At 61.2% G+C, this 15,820-nt stretch carries 17 protein-coding genes; 12 read left to right on the top strand and 5 right to left on the bottom strand.

The annotated features are described in order from the left end of the window. Positions 1-72: 72 nt before the first annotated feature. Together rpmA and rplU are read right to left on the bottom strand one after the other, a co-directional pair. Entirely contained in the window at positions 73-336 is a 264-nt protein-coding gene (gene rpmA / locus KBY75_RS02810; RefSeq protein WP_255022881.1) for a 50S ribosomal protein L27, read from the bottom strand. A 55-nt stretch (positions 337-391) separates the two neighbouring features. Next, the gene (gene rplU / locus KBY75_RS02805; RefSeq protein WP_255022880.1) at positions 392-757 is read right to left on the bottom strand and encodes a 50S ribosomal protein L21; all 366 of its coding nucleotides are present in this window, start codon (positions 755-757) and stop codon (positions 392-394) included. Between the two features lie 197 nt (positions 758-954). Between rplU and KBY75_RS02800 the strand changes: the two genes are divergently transcribed. Genes KBY75_RS02800 through kaiC form a run of 3 tightly spaced genes read left to right on the top strand, consistent with a single transcriptional unit; the run spans position 955 to position 3,797 of the window. After that, complete coding sequence (locus KBY75_RS02800; protein WP_255022879.1) at positions 955-1,815, top strand: circadian clock protein KaiA; 861 nt, start codon at positions 955-957, stop codon at positions 1,813-1,815. A 19-nt stretch (positions 1,816-1,834) separates the two neighbouring features. Then, positions 1,835-2,227, top strand: coding sequence for a circadian clock protein KaiB (gene kaiB, locus KBY75_RS02795; RefSeq protein WP_255022878.1), 393 nt, complete (start codon positions 1,835-1,837; stop codon positions 2,225-2,227). A gap of 28 nt (positions 2,228-2,255) precedes the next feature. Beyond that, complete coding sequence (gene kaiC / locus KBY75_RS02790; protein ID WP_255022877.1) at positions 2,256-3,797, top strand: circadian clock protein KaiC; 1,542 nt, start codon at positions 2,256-2,258, stop codon at positions 3,795-3,797. A gap of 2 nt (positions 3,798-3,799) precedes the next feature. On the opposite strand, the gene nblS is transcribed toward kaiC, so the two are convergent. Together nblS and purD are read right to left on the bottom strand one after the other, a co-directional pair. After that, positions 3,800-5,770 carry a two-component system sensor histidine kinase NblS gene (gene nblS / locus KBY75_RS02785; RefSeq protein ID WP_255022876.1) on the bottom strand — a complete coding sequence of 657 codons (1,971 nt, stop codon included), beginning with the start codon at positions 5,768-5,770 and terminating at the stop codon, positions 3,800-3,802. Then, positions 5,767-7,095 (bottom strand): phosphoribosylamine--glycine ligase, encoded by a 1,329-nt coding sequence (purD, locus tag KBY75_RS02780; RefSeq protein WP_255022875.1) that lies wholly within the window; start codon positions 7,093-7,095, stop codon positions 5,767-5,769. Before purD ends, nblS begins: the two co-directional genes overlap by 4 nt. 42 nt (positions 7,096-7,137) lie before the next feature. On the opposite strand from purD, the gene KBY75_RS02775 reads away from it, so the two are divergent. The 9 genes from KBY75_RS02775 to KBY75_RS02735 all read left to right on the top strand — a co-directional run bounded on the left by KBY75_RS02775 (position 7,138) and on the right by KBY75_RS02735 (position 15,557). Further along, the gene (locus tag KBY75_RS02775; protein ID WP_255022874.1) at positions 7,138-8,172 is read left to right on the top strand and encodes a hypothetical protein; all 1,035 of its coding nucleotides are present in this window, start codon (positions 7,138-7,140) and stop codon (positions 8,170-8,172) included. Continuing rightward, positions 8,169-8,924 carry a phosphoribosylaminoimidazolesuccinocarboxamide synthase gene (gene purC, locus KBY75_RS02770; protein WP_255022873.1) on the top strand — a complete coding sequence of 252 codons (756 nt, stop codon included), beginning with the start codon at positions 8,169-8,171 and terminating at the stop codon, positions 8,922-8,924. The genes KBY75_RS02775 and purC overlap by 4 nt, the downstream gene beginning before the upstream one ends. Positions 8,925-9,007: 83 nt before the next feature. Further along, positions 9,008-11,137, top strand: a complete 2,130-nt coding sequence (locus tag KBY75_RS02765) for a BamA/TamA family outer membrane protein (protein ID WP_255022872.1) — start codon at positions 9,008-9,010, stop codon at positions 11,135-11,137. Beyond that, positions 11,137-12,009, top strand: a complete 873-nt coding sequence (gene lpxC / locus KBY75_RS02760; RefSeq protein ID WP_255022871.1) for a UDP-3-O-acyl-N-acetylglucosamine deacetylase — start codon at positions 11,137-11,139, stop codon at positions 12,007-12,009. Before KBY75_RS02765 ends, lpxC begins: the two co-directional genes overlap by 1 nt. Before the next feature lie 53 nt (positions 12,010-12,062). After that, on the top strand, positions 12,063-12,512 hold the full coding sequence (gene fabZ / locus KBY75_RS02755) for a 3-hydroxyacyl-ACP dehydratase FabZ (protein WP_261347184.1): 450 nt from the start codon (positions 12,063-12,065) through the stop codon (positions 12,510-12,512). Next, on the top strand, positions 12,512-13,318 hold the full coding sequence (gene lpxA / locus KBY75_RS02750) for an acyl-ACP--UDP-N-acetylglucosamine O-acyltransferase (protein WP_255022870.1): 807 nt from the start codon (positions 12,512-12,514) through the stop codon (positions 13,316-13,318). The genes fabZ and lpxA overlap by 1 nt, the downstream gene beginning before the upstream one ends. Continuing rightward, positions 13,318-14,511, top strand: coding sequence for a lipid-A-disaccharide synthase (gene lpxB / locus KBY75_RS02745; RefSeq protein WP_255022869.1), 1,194 nt, complete (start codon positions 13,318-13,320; stop codon positions 14,509-14,511). The genes lpxA and lpxB overlap by 1 nt, the downstream gene beginning before the upstream one ends. Beyond that, on the top strand, positions 14,508-15,176 hold the full coding sequence (msrA, locus tag KBY75_RS02740) for a peptide-methionine (S)-S-oxide reductase MsrA (RefSeq protein WP_255022868.1): 669 nt from the start codon (positions 14,508-14,510) through the stop codon (positions 15,174-15,176). Before lpxB ends, msrA begins: the two co-directional genes overlap by 4 nt. A gap of 174 nt (positions 15,177-15,350) precedes the next feature. Continuing rightward, entirely contained in the window at positions 15,351-15,557 is a 207-nt protein-coding gene (locus KBY75_RS02735; RefSeq protein ID WP_254937473.1) for a hypothetical protein, read from the top strand. Between the two features lie 3 nt (positions 15,558-15,560). On the opposite strand, the gene KBY75_RS02730 is transcribed toward KBY75_RS02735, so the two are convergent. After that, complete coding sequence (locus KBY75_RS02730; RefSeq protein WP_254937474.1) at positions 15,561-15,815, bottom strand: hypothetical protein; 255 nt, start codon at positions 15,813-15,815, stop codon at positions 15,561-15,563. Between the last annotated feature and the right edge of the window lie 5 nt (positions 15,816-15,820).

The raw sequence follows: 15,820 nt of genomic DNA, 5'->3' as shown, positions 1-15,820 counted from the left end.
GAGGCCGGGGCATAAAAAAGCCGTCGGAAGTCCGCCGGCTTTAAGGAATCGCTTTAAGGGCCTGGGGCCAATTCAGCCGATGGCAACGTTGATGCGCTTGCGGTTGCGCAGGCTGCGCTTGATGCTTTCGAAGTTGACTACACCATCCACCAAGGCGAACAGGGTGTCGTCGGAGCCGCGGCCCACATTGACCCCGGGCAGCACCGAGGTGCCGCGCTGGCGAATCAGGATGGAGCCTGCGCTCACGGTTTCACCGCCGTAACGCTTGACGCCGAGGCGCTTGGAGTTGGAATCGCGGCCGTTGCGGGTTGAGCCTGTGCCTTTCTTGTGGGCCATGGATCGGGGGTATCAGAGAGTGGGTATGGAAATTGAAAAGGGAGCGGTAAACAGCTCAGGCCAGAGCTTTGCCACCTAGGGAAATCGATTCGACCATCACCCGGGTCAACTCCTGACGGTGACCGTTCTTGCGCCTGGTCTTTTTCTTAGGGCGCATCTTATAAATGATGATCTTGGGGCCGCGGCGATGGGCCATCACCTTGAGCTCAACGCTGGCTCCTTTGACGTACGGCTGGCCCAGGGTCGTGGTTTTGCCGTCGTTGATCAACAACACGTTGTCGATGGTCAAGGTGCCATCGACATCGATGCCAAGGCGGTCGAGGTCGTAGTAGCGGTTCGGCTGCAGCCAAAACTGCTGGCCTGACGCCTCAACGATGGCGTAGGCGCTGCTAGTGGCTGCGGATTCGGTGGTAGGGCTCATGGCGGCAGGAGCGTGGCCAGGCTGACGGAGCACCCTCTAAGCCAAGGGTTTCAGCAAACCCAGAGCTCGAAAAGTGACTCGGCGTCATTCGGCCTGGCGCACAATCGAAAAACAAACAATAATCCTCCCGTCTGGCCCTTCCTTTCGTCAACATTCAGGGGCCTTTCCCGCGGGTTGCCCCGCTGCCAAAGCGGTCCATGCCCGAACCGGCCCTCACCATCGCTTCTCTGATCAGAGATCCCCGCTTGCAGCAAGCGTGCTCCCGTTGGCTGGTCGGGGGGCGTTGCCGCATGGTCTGGGTAGATCCCACCAGCAACCCCCTGGTGGAGCTTGAGCAGCGCCGCGAGGAATTTGACGCCGTGCTGCTGGAGCAGGGGGCCCTTAGCCCGGAGGACTGCCGCGCCTTTGGGGATTTGGGACTGCTGATGCCGGCTGTGGTGATCGGTGGCGTGGGAGGCCAGATCGAACTCCATCAAGCGGAGGTGCACCTGCCCTCCGATCAGCTTGAGCAGCTCAGCTACAGCCTGGATGCGGCTGTCTCCCGTTACTTGCGCGAAGGCCTAGCGGGCTCCGAGAGCTCCCCTGCTGGCCAGAGCACCGAAACCCCCGATCGCTGGAAGCTGGCCAACCGGCTGAAGGGCCGCGTCGGCTTTGTTGGGGTTTTCTACAAGCGTGATCCAGCCCGCTTTCTACGTAACCTGAGCGAGCAGGAGCGCGAAGAGCTGATCCATTCTTTGGAGCGCACCTATCGAGACCTGCTGCTCAGTTATTTCCGGGATCCGGCGGCGGCAAACCAGGCTCTGGAAAGTTTCGTCAATACGGCTTTTTTCAGTGATTTACCCATTACTAAAACTGTTGAGATTCACATGAATCTCATTGATGGCTTCTCCAAGCAGCTCAAGCTGGAAGGGCACAAGAACGATTTCCTCCAGGATTATCGGCTGGCCCTGCTCGATGTGATGGCCCATCTCTGCGAGATGTACCGCCGCTCAATTCCAGCCGATGCGCCTTTGACTGGTTTGCCGGTCCAGGCGTCCGGCCAGCCCACGATGGCTTGAACCAGGAGGTTTCTTAACCATGACTCCACGCAAGACCTACATCCTCAAGCTCTACGTGGCGGGCAATACGCCCAACTCGATGCGTGCCTTGAAAACACTGCGGAATATCCTGGAAACGGAATTCCGGGGCGTATATGCCCTCAAGGTGATTGATGTGTTGAAAAATCCTCAGCTAGCTGAGGAGGACAAGATTCTTGCCACCCCCACCTTGGCCAAGATCCTGCCGCCACCCGTGCGCCGCATCATCGGTGATCTCTCCGATCGGGAGCGGGTGCTGATCGGGCTTGATTTGCTCTACGAAGAGCTCAGTGAGGAGGTTTTGGAAGAGGAATTATGCGAAACCGACGGCATGGAAAATCCGTCGGTTTCGGTTCCTACAGATCCTCTCCCTTCTCTTGAGCCGCTGCCCTGAGTAGTTTTTCTTCAGATCTCTTCCCTCGATGCAGGAACCAAGCCCCGCCAGCAACCCCTTGATGCAGGTTCAGAAGCTCCCGACTGGGATCGAGGGCTTCGACGACGTGTGCCATGGCGGCTTGCCCATCGGCCGCTCCACCCTGATCAGTGGTACCTCAGGCACCGGTAAGACGGTGTTTTCTCTTAACTTCCTGTACAACGGCATTCGTCAGTACAACGAACCTGGAATTTTCGTAACCTTTGAAGAGTCGCCCCTAGATATTCTGCGTAATGCGGCCAGCTTTGGCTGGGATCTGCAAGAGATGGTGGAGCAAGACAAGCTCTTTATTCTGGATGCCTCGCCGGATCCGGAAGGTCAAGATGTGGCGGGAAGTTTTGATCTATCCGGCTTGATTGAGCGGATTAATTATGCGATTCGCAAATACAAAGCCCGCCGGGTAGCGATTGATTCGATCACGGCTGTATTTCAGCAATACGACGCGGTTTCCGTGGTGCGCCGCGAGATTTTCCGCCTAATTGCCAGGTTGAAGGAAATTGGTGTCACCACGGTGATGACCACCGAGAGGATCGATGAATACGGTCCGATTGCTCGCTACGGGGTTGAAGAATTTGTTTCTGACAACGTGGTGATTCTCCGCAACGTGCTGGAGGGGGAGCGGCGGCGCCGCACCGCGGAGATTCTCAAGCTGCGCGGCACCACCCACATGAAGGGCGAGTTTCCTTTCACGATGGGTAGCCACGGCATCAGCGTTTTCCCGCTGGGAGCCATGCGCCTCACCCAACGCTCCTCAAATGTGCGGCTCAGCTCCGGCGTGCCCAGGCTCGACGAGATGTGCGGCGGAGGCTTCTTCAAGGATTCGATCATCCTGGCCACCGGTGCCACGGGTACGGGTAAAACCCTGCTGGTATCCAAATTTGTTGAGGATGCTTGCCGCTCCAAGGAGAGAGCAATCCTGTTCGCCTACGAGGAGTCCCGCGCCCAGCTGCTACGCAATGCCACCAGCTGGGGTATTGATTTTGAGCAGATGGAGCAGGACGGCCTGCTCAAGATCATTTGCGCCTATCCCGAGTCCACGGGTTTGGAAGATCATCTCCAAATCATCAAAACTGAGATAGGTCAGTTCAAGCCATCGCGGATGGCGATCGATTCCTTAAGTGCCCTAGCCCGGGGCGTGAGTCACAACGCCTTTAGGCAGTTTGTTATTGGCGTTACTGGTTATGCCAAGCAGGAGGAGATTGCCGGCTTCTTTACGAACACCTCCGAGGAGTTTATGGGCAGCCATTCGATCACCGACTCCCATATCTCCACAATCACCGACACGATCCTGCTGCTCCAATACGTGGAGATCCGCGGTGAGATGGCCCGTGCCTTGAACGTGTTCAAAATGCGTGGCTCCTGGCACGACAAGGGCATCCGTGAATTCGTGATCACCAGCAACGGCCCTGAGATCAAGGATTCCTTTTCCAACTTCGAGCGCATCATCTCCGGGGTGCCCCACCGGATCACCACCGACGAGCGCAGCGAGCTCTCCCGTATTGCCCGAAGCGTCGCCGACGACGAGATTTAAATCTAGGCCTGGTCGTAGCGGCGTCGCTCGGCCAGTAACCGCAGTTCGTCCGTGTCTGAATTTTCTAGAGGTAGGTCAAACCAGAAGGTGCTGCCCACACCTAGGGCACTGGCCATGCGCACCTGGGTGCCGTGTTTTTCGAGGTTGCCCCGCACAATCGATAGTCCCAAGCCAGTGCCAGCTTCGGTGTGCACTGCGTTTTCAACTCGATAGAAGCGATCAAAAATGCACTCCTGATCTGCATCCGAGATGCCGCAGCCGCTGTCGGCGATTTCGATTCGAATCCGGGGTAGGGGCGAGGTGAGATCGCAGCTGGGGCTATCGCTGCTGGGTTCGTTGCCCGGGGTAAGCACGCAGAGATCGGGCCAGGGGTAGGCCCGCAATTGCAGCCGCCCACCCTTGGGGGTGAACTTGAGGGCATTGCCCACCAGGTTGTCGAAGACTTGCAGCAGCAGGTCCCAGTTGCCCAGGATGCGCGGCAGCTGGGGATCGGCTTCAAAGGCCAGGGAGACGCCCTTTTCATCGGCATTGAGGCGGTAGGTGCGCAGGATCTGCTCGATGGCTGGGGCCAGCTCCAGCGGCTCAAGGTTCCACTCCCGCTCCGACTCCAGCCGGGATAGGTCGAGTACGTCGTTGACAAGCCTGGTGAGCCGGTCGGCTTCGGCGTTGGCGATCCCCAGAAATTCGCGCTTTTCCTCTTCGCTGAGCTGGTCGCCTAGGTCGTAGAGGGTTTCCACGTAGCTCTTGATGTTGCACAGCGGCGTGCGCAGCTCGTGGGAGACATTGCTGATGAAGCGGCTTTGGGCGGCATTGAGCTCCACCTCGCGGGTTAGGTCTTGGATGGTCATGGCGATGCCCTTGAGGCTTTCGCCGCTGGCATCACTCACCGACTGCAAAACGATGCGCAGGGTGCGGATCGGTTCACCAAAACTGCAACGCACATCGGCGCTTTCTCGGTCGCGGCAGGTCACGCTGTCGAGGGCTGGCTGCACCTCCATCGCCAGCCGTTCCGGCAGCTCGGCAATCAGATCCTTGCCCTCGAGGTTGCGTCCCTCCCAGCGGAACAGGCGACGGGAGGTGGGGTTGGCCAGCACAATTGCGCCCTCGGCATCAAGCAGCACCGCCCCGTCGGCCATCTTGGCGATCAGCGACTGCTGCTTCACCTGGGCGGCGGTTAGCTCCTCGATGTTTGCTGCTTTGTAGTCCTCCAGCTGGGAGGCCATGGTGTTGAAGCCGTCGAGCAGCTCCCCCAATTCCCCGCCCACCGGCAGGGCCAGCCGGGTTTCGAAGTTGCCGCCAGCGATCGAGCGCACCCCCTGCAGCAGCTCTTTCACGGGGCGCGTGATGGTGAGGGCATTGAAAACCGCCCCCAAAATCACCAGAACCCAGATTGAGATGAACACAGCCACAGTCACCTCCCGGGTGAGGGCGGCACTGGTCAGCAGGGTTTCGTTGGGATTGATGCCCAGGGCCAGCACGCCGAGATAGCGGCCGTCGCTCACCATCGGTACAAACACATCGGTCACCTGGCCGCCTGGGCTGAGGTGCTGGCGGATCAGGGGCGCGTCAGGCCGTTTCTGTAGGTCTGCGGGCAATTCGAGGCGGCGGCTGAGCAGCAGTTCGCTGCTGCCTGAGCTGGCGCCGATCGGAATGCCTAGGTAGATCACCCCCTCTGGGTCGGCGAAAAAGATGTAGCGAAGACTGCGGCTGGAGCGCCAGAAACGATCCGCTACCGCCGCCAGCTCCCTGTCGTTGCCCTCCGCAACCAAAGGCGTGATGTTGGCTGAGAGCAGCAGGCCCAGGTCTCGGGCGTAGCGGGTATCGCTCAGCTGGGCATCTCTCTGGATGCCGTTTAGGGCCAAAAAGGTGATGCCCGTCATCAGCAGGCTCACCACCAGGGTGGCCACAGCCAGCAGCTTGGTCTGCAGGCTGAATTCCGCCCACCAGCGGCCCATGGCCTGGCGCCAGCTCATCGGCTGCGCACCTGATGGCCGATGTCGCGGCGGAAGGTCATGCCCTCAAAGTGCACCTGGGCTAGCCCGGCGTAGGCCCGCTCGAAGGCGGTATCAAAGTCGTCGGCCTGGGCCACCAGCGCCAGCACCCGGCCGCCGCTGGTTAGGCAGCGGCCGTGGTCATCTCGGCTGGTGCCGGCATGGAACAGCTGCAACTGGTCGGTGGGCTGCAGGGCGCTTTCGATGGGGTCGCCGCGGCGCAGCTCACCCGGGTAGCCCTCCGCAGCGGCGATAACGCAGGCACTGCAGCCGGGATGGATGGTGAGGGCTGGTGCTTGGTCGAGGCTGCCGTTGGCGCAGGCCAACAGAATTTGGGCTAGCTCCGGCCCCAGCAATGGCATCAGGGTTTCGCACTCCGGATCGCCGAAGCGGCAATTGAATTCGATCACGCTTGGTCCGGCTGCGGTGAGCATCAAGCCGGCGTAGATCACACCGCGGTAGTCGATGCCTCGAGCCCGCAGGGCGGCCACGGTGGGCTCAAGCACCCTCTGGCGCACCTCCTCTAGGCCGGCTGTATCCAATAGGGGAGCCGGGGCGTAGGCGCCCATGCCGCCGGTGTTGGCGCCGGTGTCGCCCTCGCCGATGCGCTTGTGATCCTGGGCAGTGGGCAGCAGCACCATGCGCTGGCCATCGCAGAGGGCAAATACGGACACTTCGGGGCCAACGGTGCGCTCCTCCAGCACCAGGCAGGCGCTTGCCAATTCGGCGCCAGCCGCCTTGGGCCCTGAGTCGAAGCGGCCGGCAAAAATCTCCTCGATGGCGGCGCTGGCTTCCTCAACGCTTTCGGCCACCGTGACGCCTTTGCCAGCGGCTAGGCCATCGGCCTTCACCACAAGGGGACGTCCTTGGCTCGTCAAAATTTCCAGAGCCTGCTCGCGGCTGTTTGCGGCCCAGTAGCCGGCAGTGGGAATGCCGGCCTCCTGCATCAGCGCTTTAGCCCACTGTTTACTTGCCTCCAGCTGCGCTCCATCGGCCCCCGGGCCGAAGCAGGGGAATCCCCCGGCGCGCAAGCTGTCGGCCAGGCCAGCCGCCAGGGGGGCTTCTGGACCGACCACCACCAGTTCAATTGCTAGGTCGCGGCAGGCGGCTTGGAGTCCGGCCTGGTCGGATTCGGCGATGGCCAGTTGCTGGCAGCCCGGTAGGTCGCAGCTGCCCCCATTGCCAGGGGTAATCCAGACCGCCTCAACCCCTGGCGAGCGGGCCAGGGCCCAGCCCAGCGCGTTCTCGCGGCCACCAGCTCCGATCACCAGGATCCTCGCGGGTGTTGGACAGGAGGCAGGGGGCATGGGCCGGACGGGAGGTGGGATGGAAGCGAAAGCTCTTCTAAGTTGAAACGTGCTGCGGGGGGCCGCCAAGCCCTGTTTCTAGACATGCCGGCAATACCAGCGCCATTCTCCCCCCGGGCCCGGCTGTTCCCAATTTTTGGCGCTGCGCTGGCTGGCCTTATCGCCGCCGCCGCCGCCCCAGAAGCGCAAGCCAAAACCACAGCTGCCAGCGCTGATCCAGCCCTGATTGCCCTGCTGCGCGAAGGAGATCTCAATGCCCTCGACGCTGCCTGTGTCAGTGCCGTGCGGCGGCGCGATGGGCCGTTGTTGCGCCAGCTGCAACAGCGGCTGCTCTCCATCCACCCAGCCCCCCAGCCTCTTGCGGTGGTGCTGGCTAATGCCAACAGCTTGTTGACCTGCCAGGCCCCTGAGGGGGCCCTGCAGGTGCTGGCGCGGGTGGGTCCGGCACCGGGCGCTGAGCGGACCCAGTGGCTGGTGTTGCAGTGGCGTGCTGCCCAGGCGGGCTTGCACCACCAGCTGGCGGCCGATGCCCTCGAGCGGCTCGCTGCTGGAAACCTTGGGCAGCTGGAGTTGCTGGAGTTGCCGGTGGGCCAGCAAAAGGACGGCTCCCCGATTAATCGCCCAGCCCTGGATCTATTGGCGGACCATCTCGAAAGCCTGGGTCAACGGCAACGGGCCGCGGAGGTGTTGATCAGCAGCTCCCAGCCCGGTGCGGCTACGGTGGCCCGGCTGGCTCAGGCGGTGGCGCTTTTTGGAGCCTTACCAGCTCCTGAGCAGGACCGGCTGCTGGAGCTGGCCCTCGAGCAGGCGGCGTCCTCAGGTAGCTGGGGGCTGGTAGCTGAGATCCTCGACCAGCAGCTGGCCCTGGCCGGCAGTACGCCGGAGCAGGTCGCCCGGGCAACGGAGCGGCGCTTGCGCCTCAGCGCCCGCATCGACGATGCCTACGGTGAGTGGCTGTTGCAGCGGCGGGATCCAGCTGCCCTGTCCCGGCAGGGTGATCTGGAGCGTCAACTTCGCACCCCTCGCGCCCCTGGTGGCCATGCCGCCGCACCGCAGTCCCCCGATCCCCAGCCATGACGGCCTACACACTTGGTTCCCTGCTTTACGAAGGCAAGGCCAAACGGGTATACGCCACAGATCAGCCCGACTTGGTAGCTGTCGAATACAAAGACGATGCCACGGCGTTTAATGCCCTCAAAAAGGCCCAGCTGGCGGGGAAGGGAGAGTTGAACTGCCGAATTTCGGCTTTGCTTTTTGAGCATCTCGCCTCACGGGGCATCCCCACCCACTACCTCGGGGTGGAAGGCAGCCGCTGGATGCTGGCCCGTCCAGTGCGGGTGATCCCGATTGAAGTGGTGATCCGCAACGTGGCTGCGGGCTCGCTTTGCAAGCAGATGCCCATCGCACCAGGCACGCCCCTGGAGCCACCCTTGCTTGATCTCTATTACAAGGACGATGGCTTCGGAGATCCGCTGCTCACCGAAGCCCGGCTTGAGCATTTGGGCTTAGTCACCCCCGAACAGCGCTGCAAACTGGAGGAGTTGGCCCGTCAGGTGAATCGGGAACTACTGGCCCTGTTTGATTCAATCGGCTTGCAGCTGGTGGATTTCAAGATCGAATTGGGGCATACCGCCAGTGGTGAATTGGTGGTTGCTGACGAGATCAGCCCTGATACCTGCCGTCTTTGGGATCGGGCGGTGCTGGATTCTCAGGACCGGATTTTGGACAAGGATCGATTCCGACAGGATTTAGGCGGCGTTGTCGAGGCCTACGGGGAGGTCCTCAAACGGGTCCAAGGGGCCTGTCCTCCACCAAGGGTCTACCGGTAAGGTCAGCGCAATTTGCGGCCTGTCCGCTCCGCTACCCCTTCCCCATGGCTGGTTTGCTGAGTTTGAAGGCTGTTTGGCCCCTAATGGGCGCCGCCCTCCTCTCGGCGAGCCCTGCCCTAGCCCAGCCTGCATCGCAGCAGGTGGACAACCCATTGGCGGATCCGGCCAGCCAGGCGCCCGCGCCCACCAAGCCCGTCCCCCAGTCACCATTTCCAACTCAGGCCGCCCCGGTAGCCGAGCCTGCTGCCAAAGCTGAACCCAAGGTTTTGATTGCCGAGGTGGCGATCGAAGGCCTCCAAGACCACCCTGAACGGGAACGGCTGGAGCTGGCCGCCTACGCCGCGATGGCGGCCACCCCAGGTTCGCGGGTTACCCGCAACGAGCTGCAGACCGATCTATCAGCGATCTATGCCAGCGGCTGGTTTTCCGATGTGCGGATCCAGCCTGTAGATGGTCCGCTGGGCGTGCGGCTGGTGGTGGTGGTGGTGGCCAACCCGGTGCTGCAGCAGGTCAAGCTCGATCCAGCCGACCTGAAGTTGCCGGAGCAGGTGGTCAAGGACACCTTCGCCGCTGACTACGGCAAAACTCTCAACCTCAACACCCTGCAGACCCGCATGCAGGAGTTGCAGCGCTGGTATGCCGATCAGGGCTACTCCCTGGCACGGATCACCGGTCCTAGCCGGGTGAGTCCGGAGGGGGTGGTGGAGCTGCTGGTTCGCCAGGGCACCGTTGAGGGGGTTGAGGTGCAGTTCCTCAATAAGGAAGGCTCTGCCACCAACGACAAAGGCGAGCCAATTCGGGGCAAGACCAAGCCCTGGGTAGTGACCCGCGAGGTGTCCATGCGCCCTGGACAGGTGTTCAACCGGCGCGAGCTCGAGGAGGACATCAAGCGCATCTACGGCACGGGCCTTTTCAGTGATGTCAAGGTGACTCTTAAGCCGGTGCCGGCCGAGCCTGGCAAGGTAGTGATTGTGCTTGGCATTGTTGAGCAGTCCAGTGGTTCTTTGTCAGGCGGCCTGGGCTACAGCCAGAGCCAGGGTGTGTTTGGCCAGATCCAGTTGCAGGACAGCAACCTCTTTGGCCGGGCTTGGGACCTCGGCACCAACATCTCCTACGGCCAATTCGGCGGCCTTGGTGATATCACCTTCACAGATCCTTGGATCAAGGACAACAAATATCGAACTTCCTTCCGGGCTCGCTTCTTCTTTAGTCGCGAAATTCCTCAGTTATTTCAAAGTGAAAATACAACGTTTAGCTACCAACTTAGGAACTTCGATGGAGCTGATTTTGACGTTGTGACTAGTCGCAAGGTCAACCCAAATGGCACGGAAACTATCAGGACAAATTTTGATACGGTTGCGATTCAGCGTATTGGGGCAAACGTTCAGCTTGTGCGTCCCTTGAATGGTGGTAACCCTTACAAAAAAGCTCCTTGGAATCTGATTTTGTCATTTGGGGGCCAAGAAGTTACCCCAATGGACTTTTCGGGAGGTAAGTATTCTTACGGTGTGGTCGGGGCTACTAAATCGCCGACTCGTGTGCCCAGCAACCAGGTTATCTGCCTCGCCTTCAACTGCGCTTCTGAAAACCAGCTGGTTAGTTTTAGGGTTGGTACTACCTACAGCACCCTTAACGACCCCCGCAACCCAACAAAGGGTAACTTCCTGAGCCTGGGCACTGAGCAATTTATTTCTGTTGGGGAAAACTCCCCAACTTTCAATCGCATTCGGGGTACCTTCACCCACTACATACCTGTGGAGTGGTTGAAGATCTTCAAGGGCTGCCGCCCCAAGCCCGGTGAGACCAAAGATTGTAAGCAGGCATTGGCTTTCCAAGTTTCAGCTGGGACATTGGTAGGCAGTGACATTCCCCCTTACGAAGCTTTCTGCCTGGGTGGTGGCAATTCTGTGCGTGGTTACTACGACTGCGATTTAGGTGTTGGCAAGAGCTTTGCTGAGGCAACAATTGAGTATCGATTCCCGTTGTTTAGTATTGTTAGTGGTGAGATATTCTTTGATGCTGGTACCACTTTTGGGACCCAGGGAGATATACCTGGTAACCCTGGCGGATTGCTTGGCAAAAGTGGTGAGGGCTATTCCCCGGGAGTTGGCTTAATCGTGACTACGCCAGTGGGCCCCCTGCGCCTTGAAGTTGCCACCCAGGATTTCTCCAGTGATTGGCGCTTCAACTTGGGTGTGGGCTGGAAGTTCTAGTGGCGCAATGGCCAAGTGACTATTCCGGTGCCTGGACTCTGAGCCAGTCGGTGCAACGGGAGGGTGTGGGCTTGCACAGCGGGCAGCAAACCCAGGTGCGTTTACAGCCATCACGGCGCCCGGGCTACTGGGTGGGTTGGCTGGATGCCCCGGAGCTCCCCTTGATTCGTTTGGCCCCGGATCAGGTGAGCGACACTCAGCTTTGTACAGCTTTGCGGCTAGACCAACGTCGCCTAGCCACGGTTGAGCATCTGCTGGCTGCCCTGGCCGGCACCGGTGTTACCCAAGCTGAAATCCTCGTGAGCGGCGAGGAGATCCCCTTACTGGATGGATCGGCCCTGCCCTGGGTGGAGGCGATAGATGAGGCGGGCCTTCAGGCGCTGCCCTATGCGTCAGCGGCGCTGGAGCTTGAGCTGCCGCTCACTGTTAGTAGTGGAGTCAGCTTTGCCACTGCCTTGCCCCATGCCGGCTTGCGGCTTGGTGCGGCGATTGAATTTGCCGATGCGGCCATTGGCCGCCAGCTGTTTTCAATCGATTTGTCACCTAGCGCGTTTGTTGAGCAGATTGCCCCGGCCCGCACCTTTGGGCTGCGTTCCCAGGTGGATCAGCTGCGGGCGGCCGGTCTGATCCGGGGTGGCTGCCTTGAGAATGCCCTTGTATGTGATGGCGATAGCTGGCTCAATCCGCCGCTGCGGTTTGTGGAGGAACCGGTGCGCCATAAAATCCTGGACTTGTTGGGAGACCTGGCGCTAATCGGATTGCCTCGAGCCCAGGTTTTCGCCTATCGCGGCTCCCACGGGCTCCACACATCTTTGGCTGCGGCCCTGGCCGGCCTGGCCAGCACCTCCCCCTCCAGTTCTTTCGCCAGTTGATGCCCTTGTCTGACACCAGCCCACAGCTTTCTGAGCCCGCCGCGCCGGCGTCCTTGGATCTCCGAGCCGCGGTGATCCTCACCAGCGAGCAGATTCAGGGACTGCTGCCCCATCGCTATCCATTCGCCTTGGTGGATCGGGTGATTGAGCATGAGCCGGGCAAACGCGCTGTGGCGATTAAAAACGTCACCCTCAATGAGCCCCAGTTTCAGGGCCATTTCCCCGGTCGCCCCCTGATGCCCGGAGTGTTGATCGTTGAGGCCATGGCCCAGGTGGGCGGGTTGATCGTCACTCAGATGCCCGATCTGCCCAAGGGCTTATTTGTGTTTGCAGGCATAGATGGGGTGCGTTTTCGTCGTCCGGTGGTGCCTGGCGACCAGCTGGTAATCACCTGTGAGTTGCTGAGCCTCAAGCGCCGCCGTTTCGGCAAGGTCAAGGCAGAAGCCAGCGTGGATGGTCTGCTGGTTTGCTCCGGCGAACTGATGTTCTCGCTGGTGGACTGATGGCCACGACCATCCATCCCACGGCTGTTGTCGATCCCAAAGCTCAGCTGGCTGAGGGTGTTGAAGTTGGCCCCTACGCCGTGATCGGTCCCCAGGTGGAGCTGGGTGCTGGCTGCCGCATTGGGCCCCATGTGGTTCTCGATGGCCGGGTGCGCATGGGCCGCGATAACCGCATATTTCCTGGGGCCTGCATCGGCCTCGAACCCCAGGACCTCAAATACACAGGGGATCCCACCGAGGTGGTGCTGGGCGACGAGAACACGATCAGGGAGTGCGTCACCATCAACCGGGCCACCACTGGCCACCAGCAAACACGGCTTGGAAGCGGCAATTTGCTGATGGCCTATTGCCATCTGGGCCACAATTGCGAATTAGGCGACCGGATCGTGATCGCCAATGGGGTAGCCGTGGCCGGCCATGTGGTGATCGGCGATCGGGCTGTGATCGGCGGCGTGCTCGGTATTCACCAGTTCGTGCACATAGGTACCCTGGCCATGGTGGGGGGTATGAGTCGTATCGAGCGTGATGTGCCGCCATTCACCATGGTGGAGGGCCACCCCTCCCGTGTCAGGGCGCTCAACAAGATCGGCTTGCAGCGCAGCGGCCTTTTCGATCAGGACGGCGGCCAACAATTTGAGCAGCTCAAGCAGGCCTGGACCTTGCTTTATCGCAGTGGCATCACCCTGGCAGAAGCCCTAAGCCAGTTGCGCTCCCAGCCTCTGGGCGGAGCTGCAGACCAACTTTGTAGTTTTCTAGAGGCCTCCATTGGCCCCTCCCGCCGCGGGCCGATCCCGGGGACCCGCTGATGCTGCGGCTGCTGGTGAGCACCGGTGAGGTGTCTGGGGATTTGCAGGGATCGCTTTTGGTAAAGGCTTTGCACGAGGAGGCCCGGCGCCGCCAGCTCGATCTCGAGATCGTGGCCCTTGGAGGCGAGCGCATGGAGCGCGCCGGTGCGGCACTGCTGGCTAACACCACCCGGATGGGTGCCATCGGCTTGCTAGAAGCAATTCCCTTTGTGTTGCCGACGCTGAGGTTGCAGCGGCGCTTGAAGCATTGGTTTCGCCGCGACCCTCCCGATGGCGTGGTGCTGATCGACTACATGGGGCCCAATGTGAGCTTGGGGCTGCGGCTCAAACGCAGATTTCCCAAGGTGCCCGTCACCTACTACATAGCCCCGCAGGAGTGGGCATTCAAATTCGGCAACGGCGGCCGCTCCAATCTGATCAGCTTCACAAATCAGATCCTGGCGATTTTTCAGGAGGAGGCCCGCTTCTATCGCTGTCGTGGCGCCAATGTCACCTATGTGGGCCATCCTCTGCTGGACACCATCGGTGAAGTGCCAAGCCAGCAGGAGGCCCGCCGTCAGCTTGGGCTGCGCGGTGATGCGCCAGTGCTGCTGCTGATGCCGGCATCGCGGCGCCAGGAGATCCGCTACATGCTGCCCCATATCGTGGCGGCGGCGGCTGAGCTGCAGCGCCAGCGGCCTGAGCTGCAGGTGGTGGTGCCGGCGGGATTGCCAGGTTTCGAGGCCCATCTGGCGCGGCAACTTGGCCAGGCTGGGGTGCGGGCGGTGATCATTGCTGCCGCCGATTCCGACCAACTCAAGGCCAGCCTCTGCGCCGCCGCCGATGTAGCCCTCGCTAAATCGGGCACGGTGAATTTGGAATTGGCCCTGCGGGGGGTGCCCCAGGTGGTGGTGTATCGGGTCAGCCGGGCTACAGCCTTTGTGGCCCGCCACCTCCTGCGCTTCAGCGTGCCCCACATTTCTCCCGTAAACCTGGTGCTGGGAGAGCGGCTGGTACCGGAGCTGCTGCAGGAGGACCTCACGGCTGCGGCCATCGTGCGCGAGGCCCTACCCCTGCTTGAGCTTGATGCCAGCTGTGGGGCACGCCAAACCATGCTGGATGGATACCGGCGGCTGCGATTGGAATTAGGGGAGCCGGGCGTCACCCAGCGGGCCGCATCCGCCATCTTTGACCAGGTACTGGAAGCTCGATGAACACCCGCCCCCCCTCTCTTGGGGCCCGCCCCCTGGCCTGGCTGCTGAGCCTGCTGCTCCTGCTTTGCGCAGCCCCAGCACCAGCCCTGGCTGCCAATGCGCCTCAGGAAGCGGTGCTTGCGGGCGGTTGCTTCTGGTGTTTGGAACACGACCTTGAAAAGCTCCCAGGGGTGCTGGATGCTCAGAGTGGTTACAGCGGCGGCGCTGGAGCTAACCCCACCTACGGCCAGGTATCGGCTGGGGGCAGCGGCCACCAGGAGGTGGTGCGGGTGCGGTTCGATCCCGGCCTGATCAGCTACGCAACCCTGCTGCGCTCCTACTGGCGCAACATTGATCCTTTAGATGGTGGTGGCCAATTTTGTGATCGCGGTAGCTCCTATCGCCCGGTGATTTTTACCAGTGGCGCCGATCAACAAAACCAGGCCCAGGCAAGCCTGCGTTCGGCCGCCGCCGAGCTGGGCCGTCCGGTCGCAGCCCTGAAGGTGCAGATCAAGCCGCTGAATCGCTTCTGGCCGGCGGAGGCCTATCACCAGAACTACGCGCAGCTCAACAGCGTCAAATACAACTACTACCGCTGGGCTTGCGGCCGGGATCGGCGGCTTGATTCGCTGTGGGGCAAGCGCGCTCGCAGTGGGGCTGCTTGGGCTTCTGGCAGCAAGTCCTGACTAGCGGTCGCTCCCCTGGGAGCAAAACAGTTCGGCGATTGCGGCAATTCCAAGGAAAATCTAAAGGCGCAGGGTTTCTCCTAGGCGCCTAGCTGCTGTTTTGGAGCGGCTTTCCGCCCTTTCAGGGCCAACTAGGACTGCCTACCATTCCATCAACTACGTGAGCAGTCCTGTATGTATCTGCTGACCATCCGCGATGGTTTGAATACCCGCCATGTTGGGCCCTACGTAAGCCCGAAGCAGGCTGCTGACGACCTTGATCGCCTCTTACCCCTCTGCGGTGAGCGGGCCCGCTGGCAGATTCATGCCCTGGAATCGCCTGCGGAGTTGATGGCCAGCCTGGGTGCTGGAGCCGCTCGTACGGCAGTCGTAGCTGCCTAAGCCCTAACTGCGTCCGGGATAGCCGCGCAGTAAGCCGCTTTCGATCATCAGCCCCACGCCGGCATTGATCAGGATCAGGCCAAACGTGCCGTACCAAAACCAGGGCCCGGGGCTGGTCAGGGTTTCCAACTTGCCTGCGGCGGCAAGCACCTGGATGCCTTTGCGGATCACCGCCTCGCCAAATAGGCAGAGCCCGGCGGGCAGGAGCAGCACGCCGAGTTGGGCCTTGACATACCAGCGGATCTTCTGAACGGCCATGGAGG

The sequence above is a fragment of the Cyanobium sp. T1G-Tous genome (assembly GCF_024345455.1).
Taxonomy (GTDB): Bacteria; Cyanobacteriota; Cyanobacteriia; order PCC-6307; family Cyanobiaceae; genus Cyanobium_A.
This window is presented reverse-complemented; position numbering and strand designations above follow the sequence as displayed.

Coding starts and splice junctions, on each gene's coding strand:
- lpxB (WP_255022869.1), top strand. CDS start 13,318: ATGCTGCGGCTGCTGGTGAGCACCGGTGAGGTGTCTGGGGATTTGCAG.
- lpxA (WP_255022870.1), top strand. CDS start 12,512: ATGGCCACGACCATCCATCCCACGGCTGTTGTCGATCCCAAAGCTCAG.
- nblS (WP_255022876.1), bottom strand. CDS start 5,770: ATGAGCTGGCGCCAGGCCATGGGCCGCTGGTGGGCGGAATTCAGCCTG.
- purD (WP_255022875.1), bottom strand. CDS start 7,095: ATGCCCCCTGCCTCCTGTCCAACACCCGCGAGGATCCTGGTGATCGGA.
- KBY75_RS02765 (WP_255022872.1), top strand. CDS start 9,008: ATGGGCGCCGCCCTCCTCTCGGCGAGCCCTGCCCTAGCCCAGCCTGCA.
- kaiB (WP_255022878.1), top strand. CDS start 1,835: ATGACTCCACGCAAGACCTACATCCTCAAGCTCTACGTGGCGGGCAAT.
- KBY75_RS02730 (WP_254937474.1), bottom strand. CDS start 15,815: ATGGCCGTTCAGAAGATCCGCTGGTATGTCAAGGCCCAACTCGGCGTG.
- purC (WP_255022873.1), top strand. CDS start 8,169: ATGACGGCCTACACACTTGGTTCCCTGCTTTACGAAGGCAAGGCCAAA.
- msrA (WP_255022868.1), top strand. CDS start 14,508: ATGAACACCCGCCCCCCCTCTCTTGGGGCCCGCCCCCTGGCCTGGCTG.
- kaiC (WP_255022877.1), top strand. CDS start 2,256: ATGCAGGAACCAAGCCCCGCCAGCAACCCCTTGATGCAGGTTCAGAAG.
- KBY75_RS02735 (WP_254937473.1), top strand. CDS start 15,351: ATGTATCTGCTGACCATCCGCGATGGTTTGAATACCCGCCATGTTGGG.
- rpmA (WP_255022881.1), bottom strand. CDS start 336: ATGGCCCACAAGAAAGGCACAGGCTCAACCCGCAACGGCCGCGATTCC.
- rplU (WP_255022880.1), bottom strand. CDS start 757: ATGAGCCCTACCACCGAATCCGCAGCCACTAGCAGCGCCTACGCCATC.
- KBY75_RS02800 (WP_255022879.1), top strand. CDS start 955: ATGCCCGAACCGGCCCTCACCATCGCTTCTCTGATCAGAGATCCCCGC.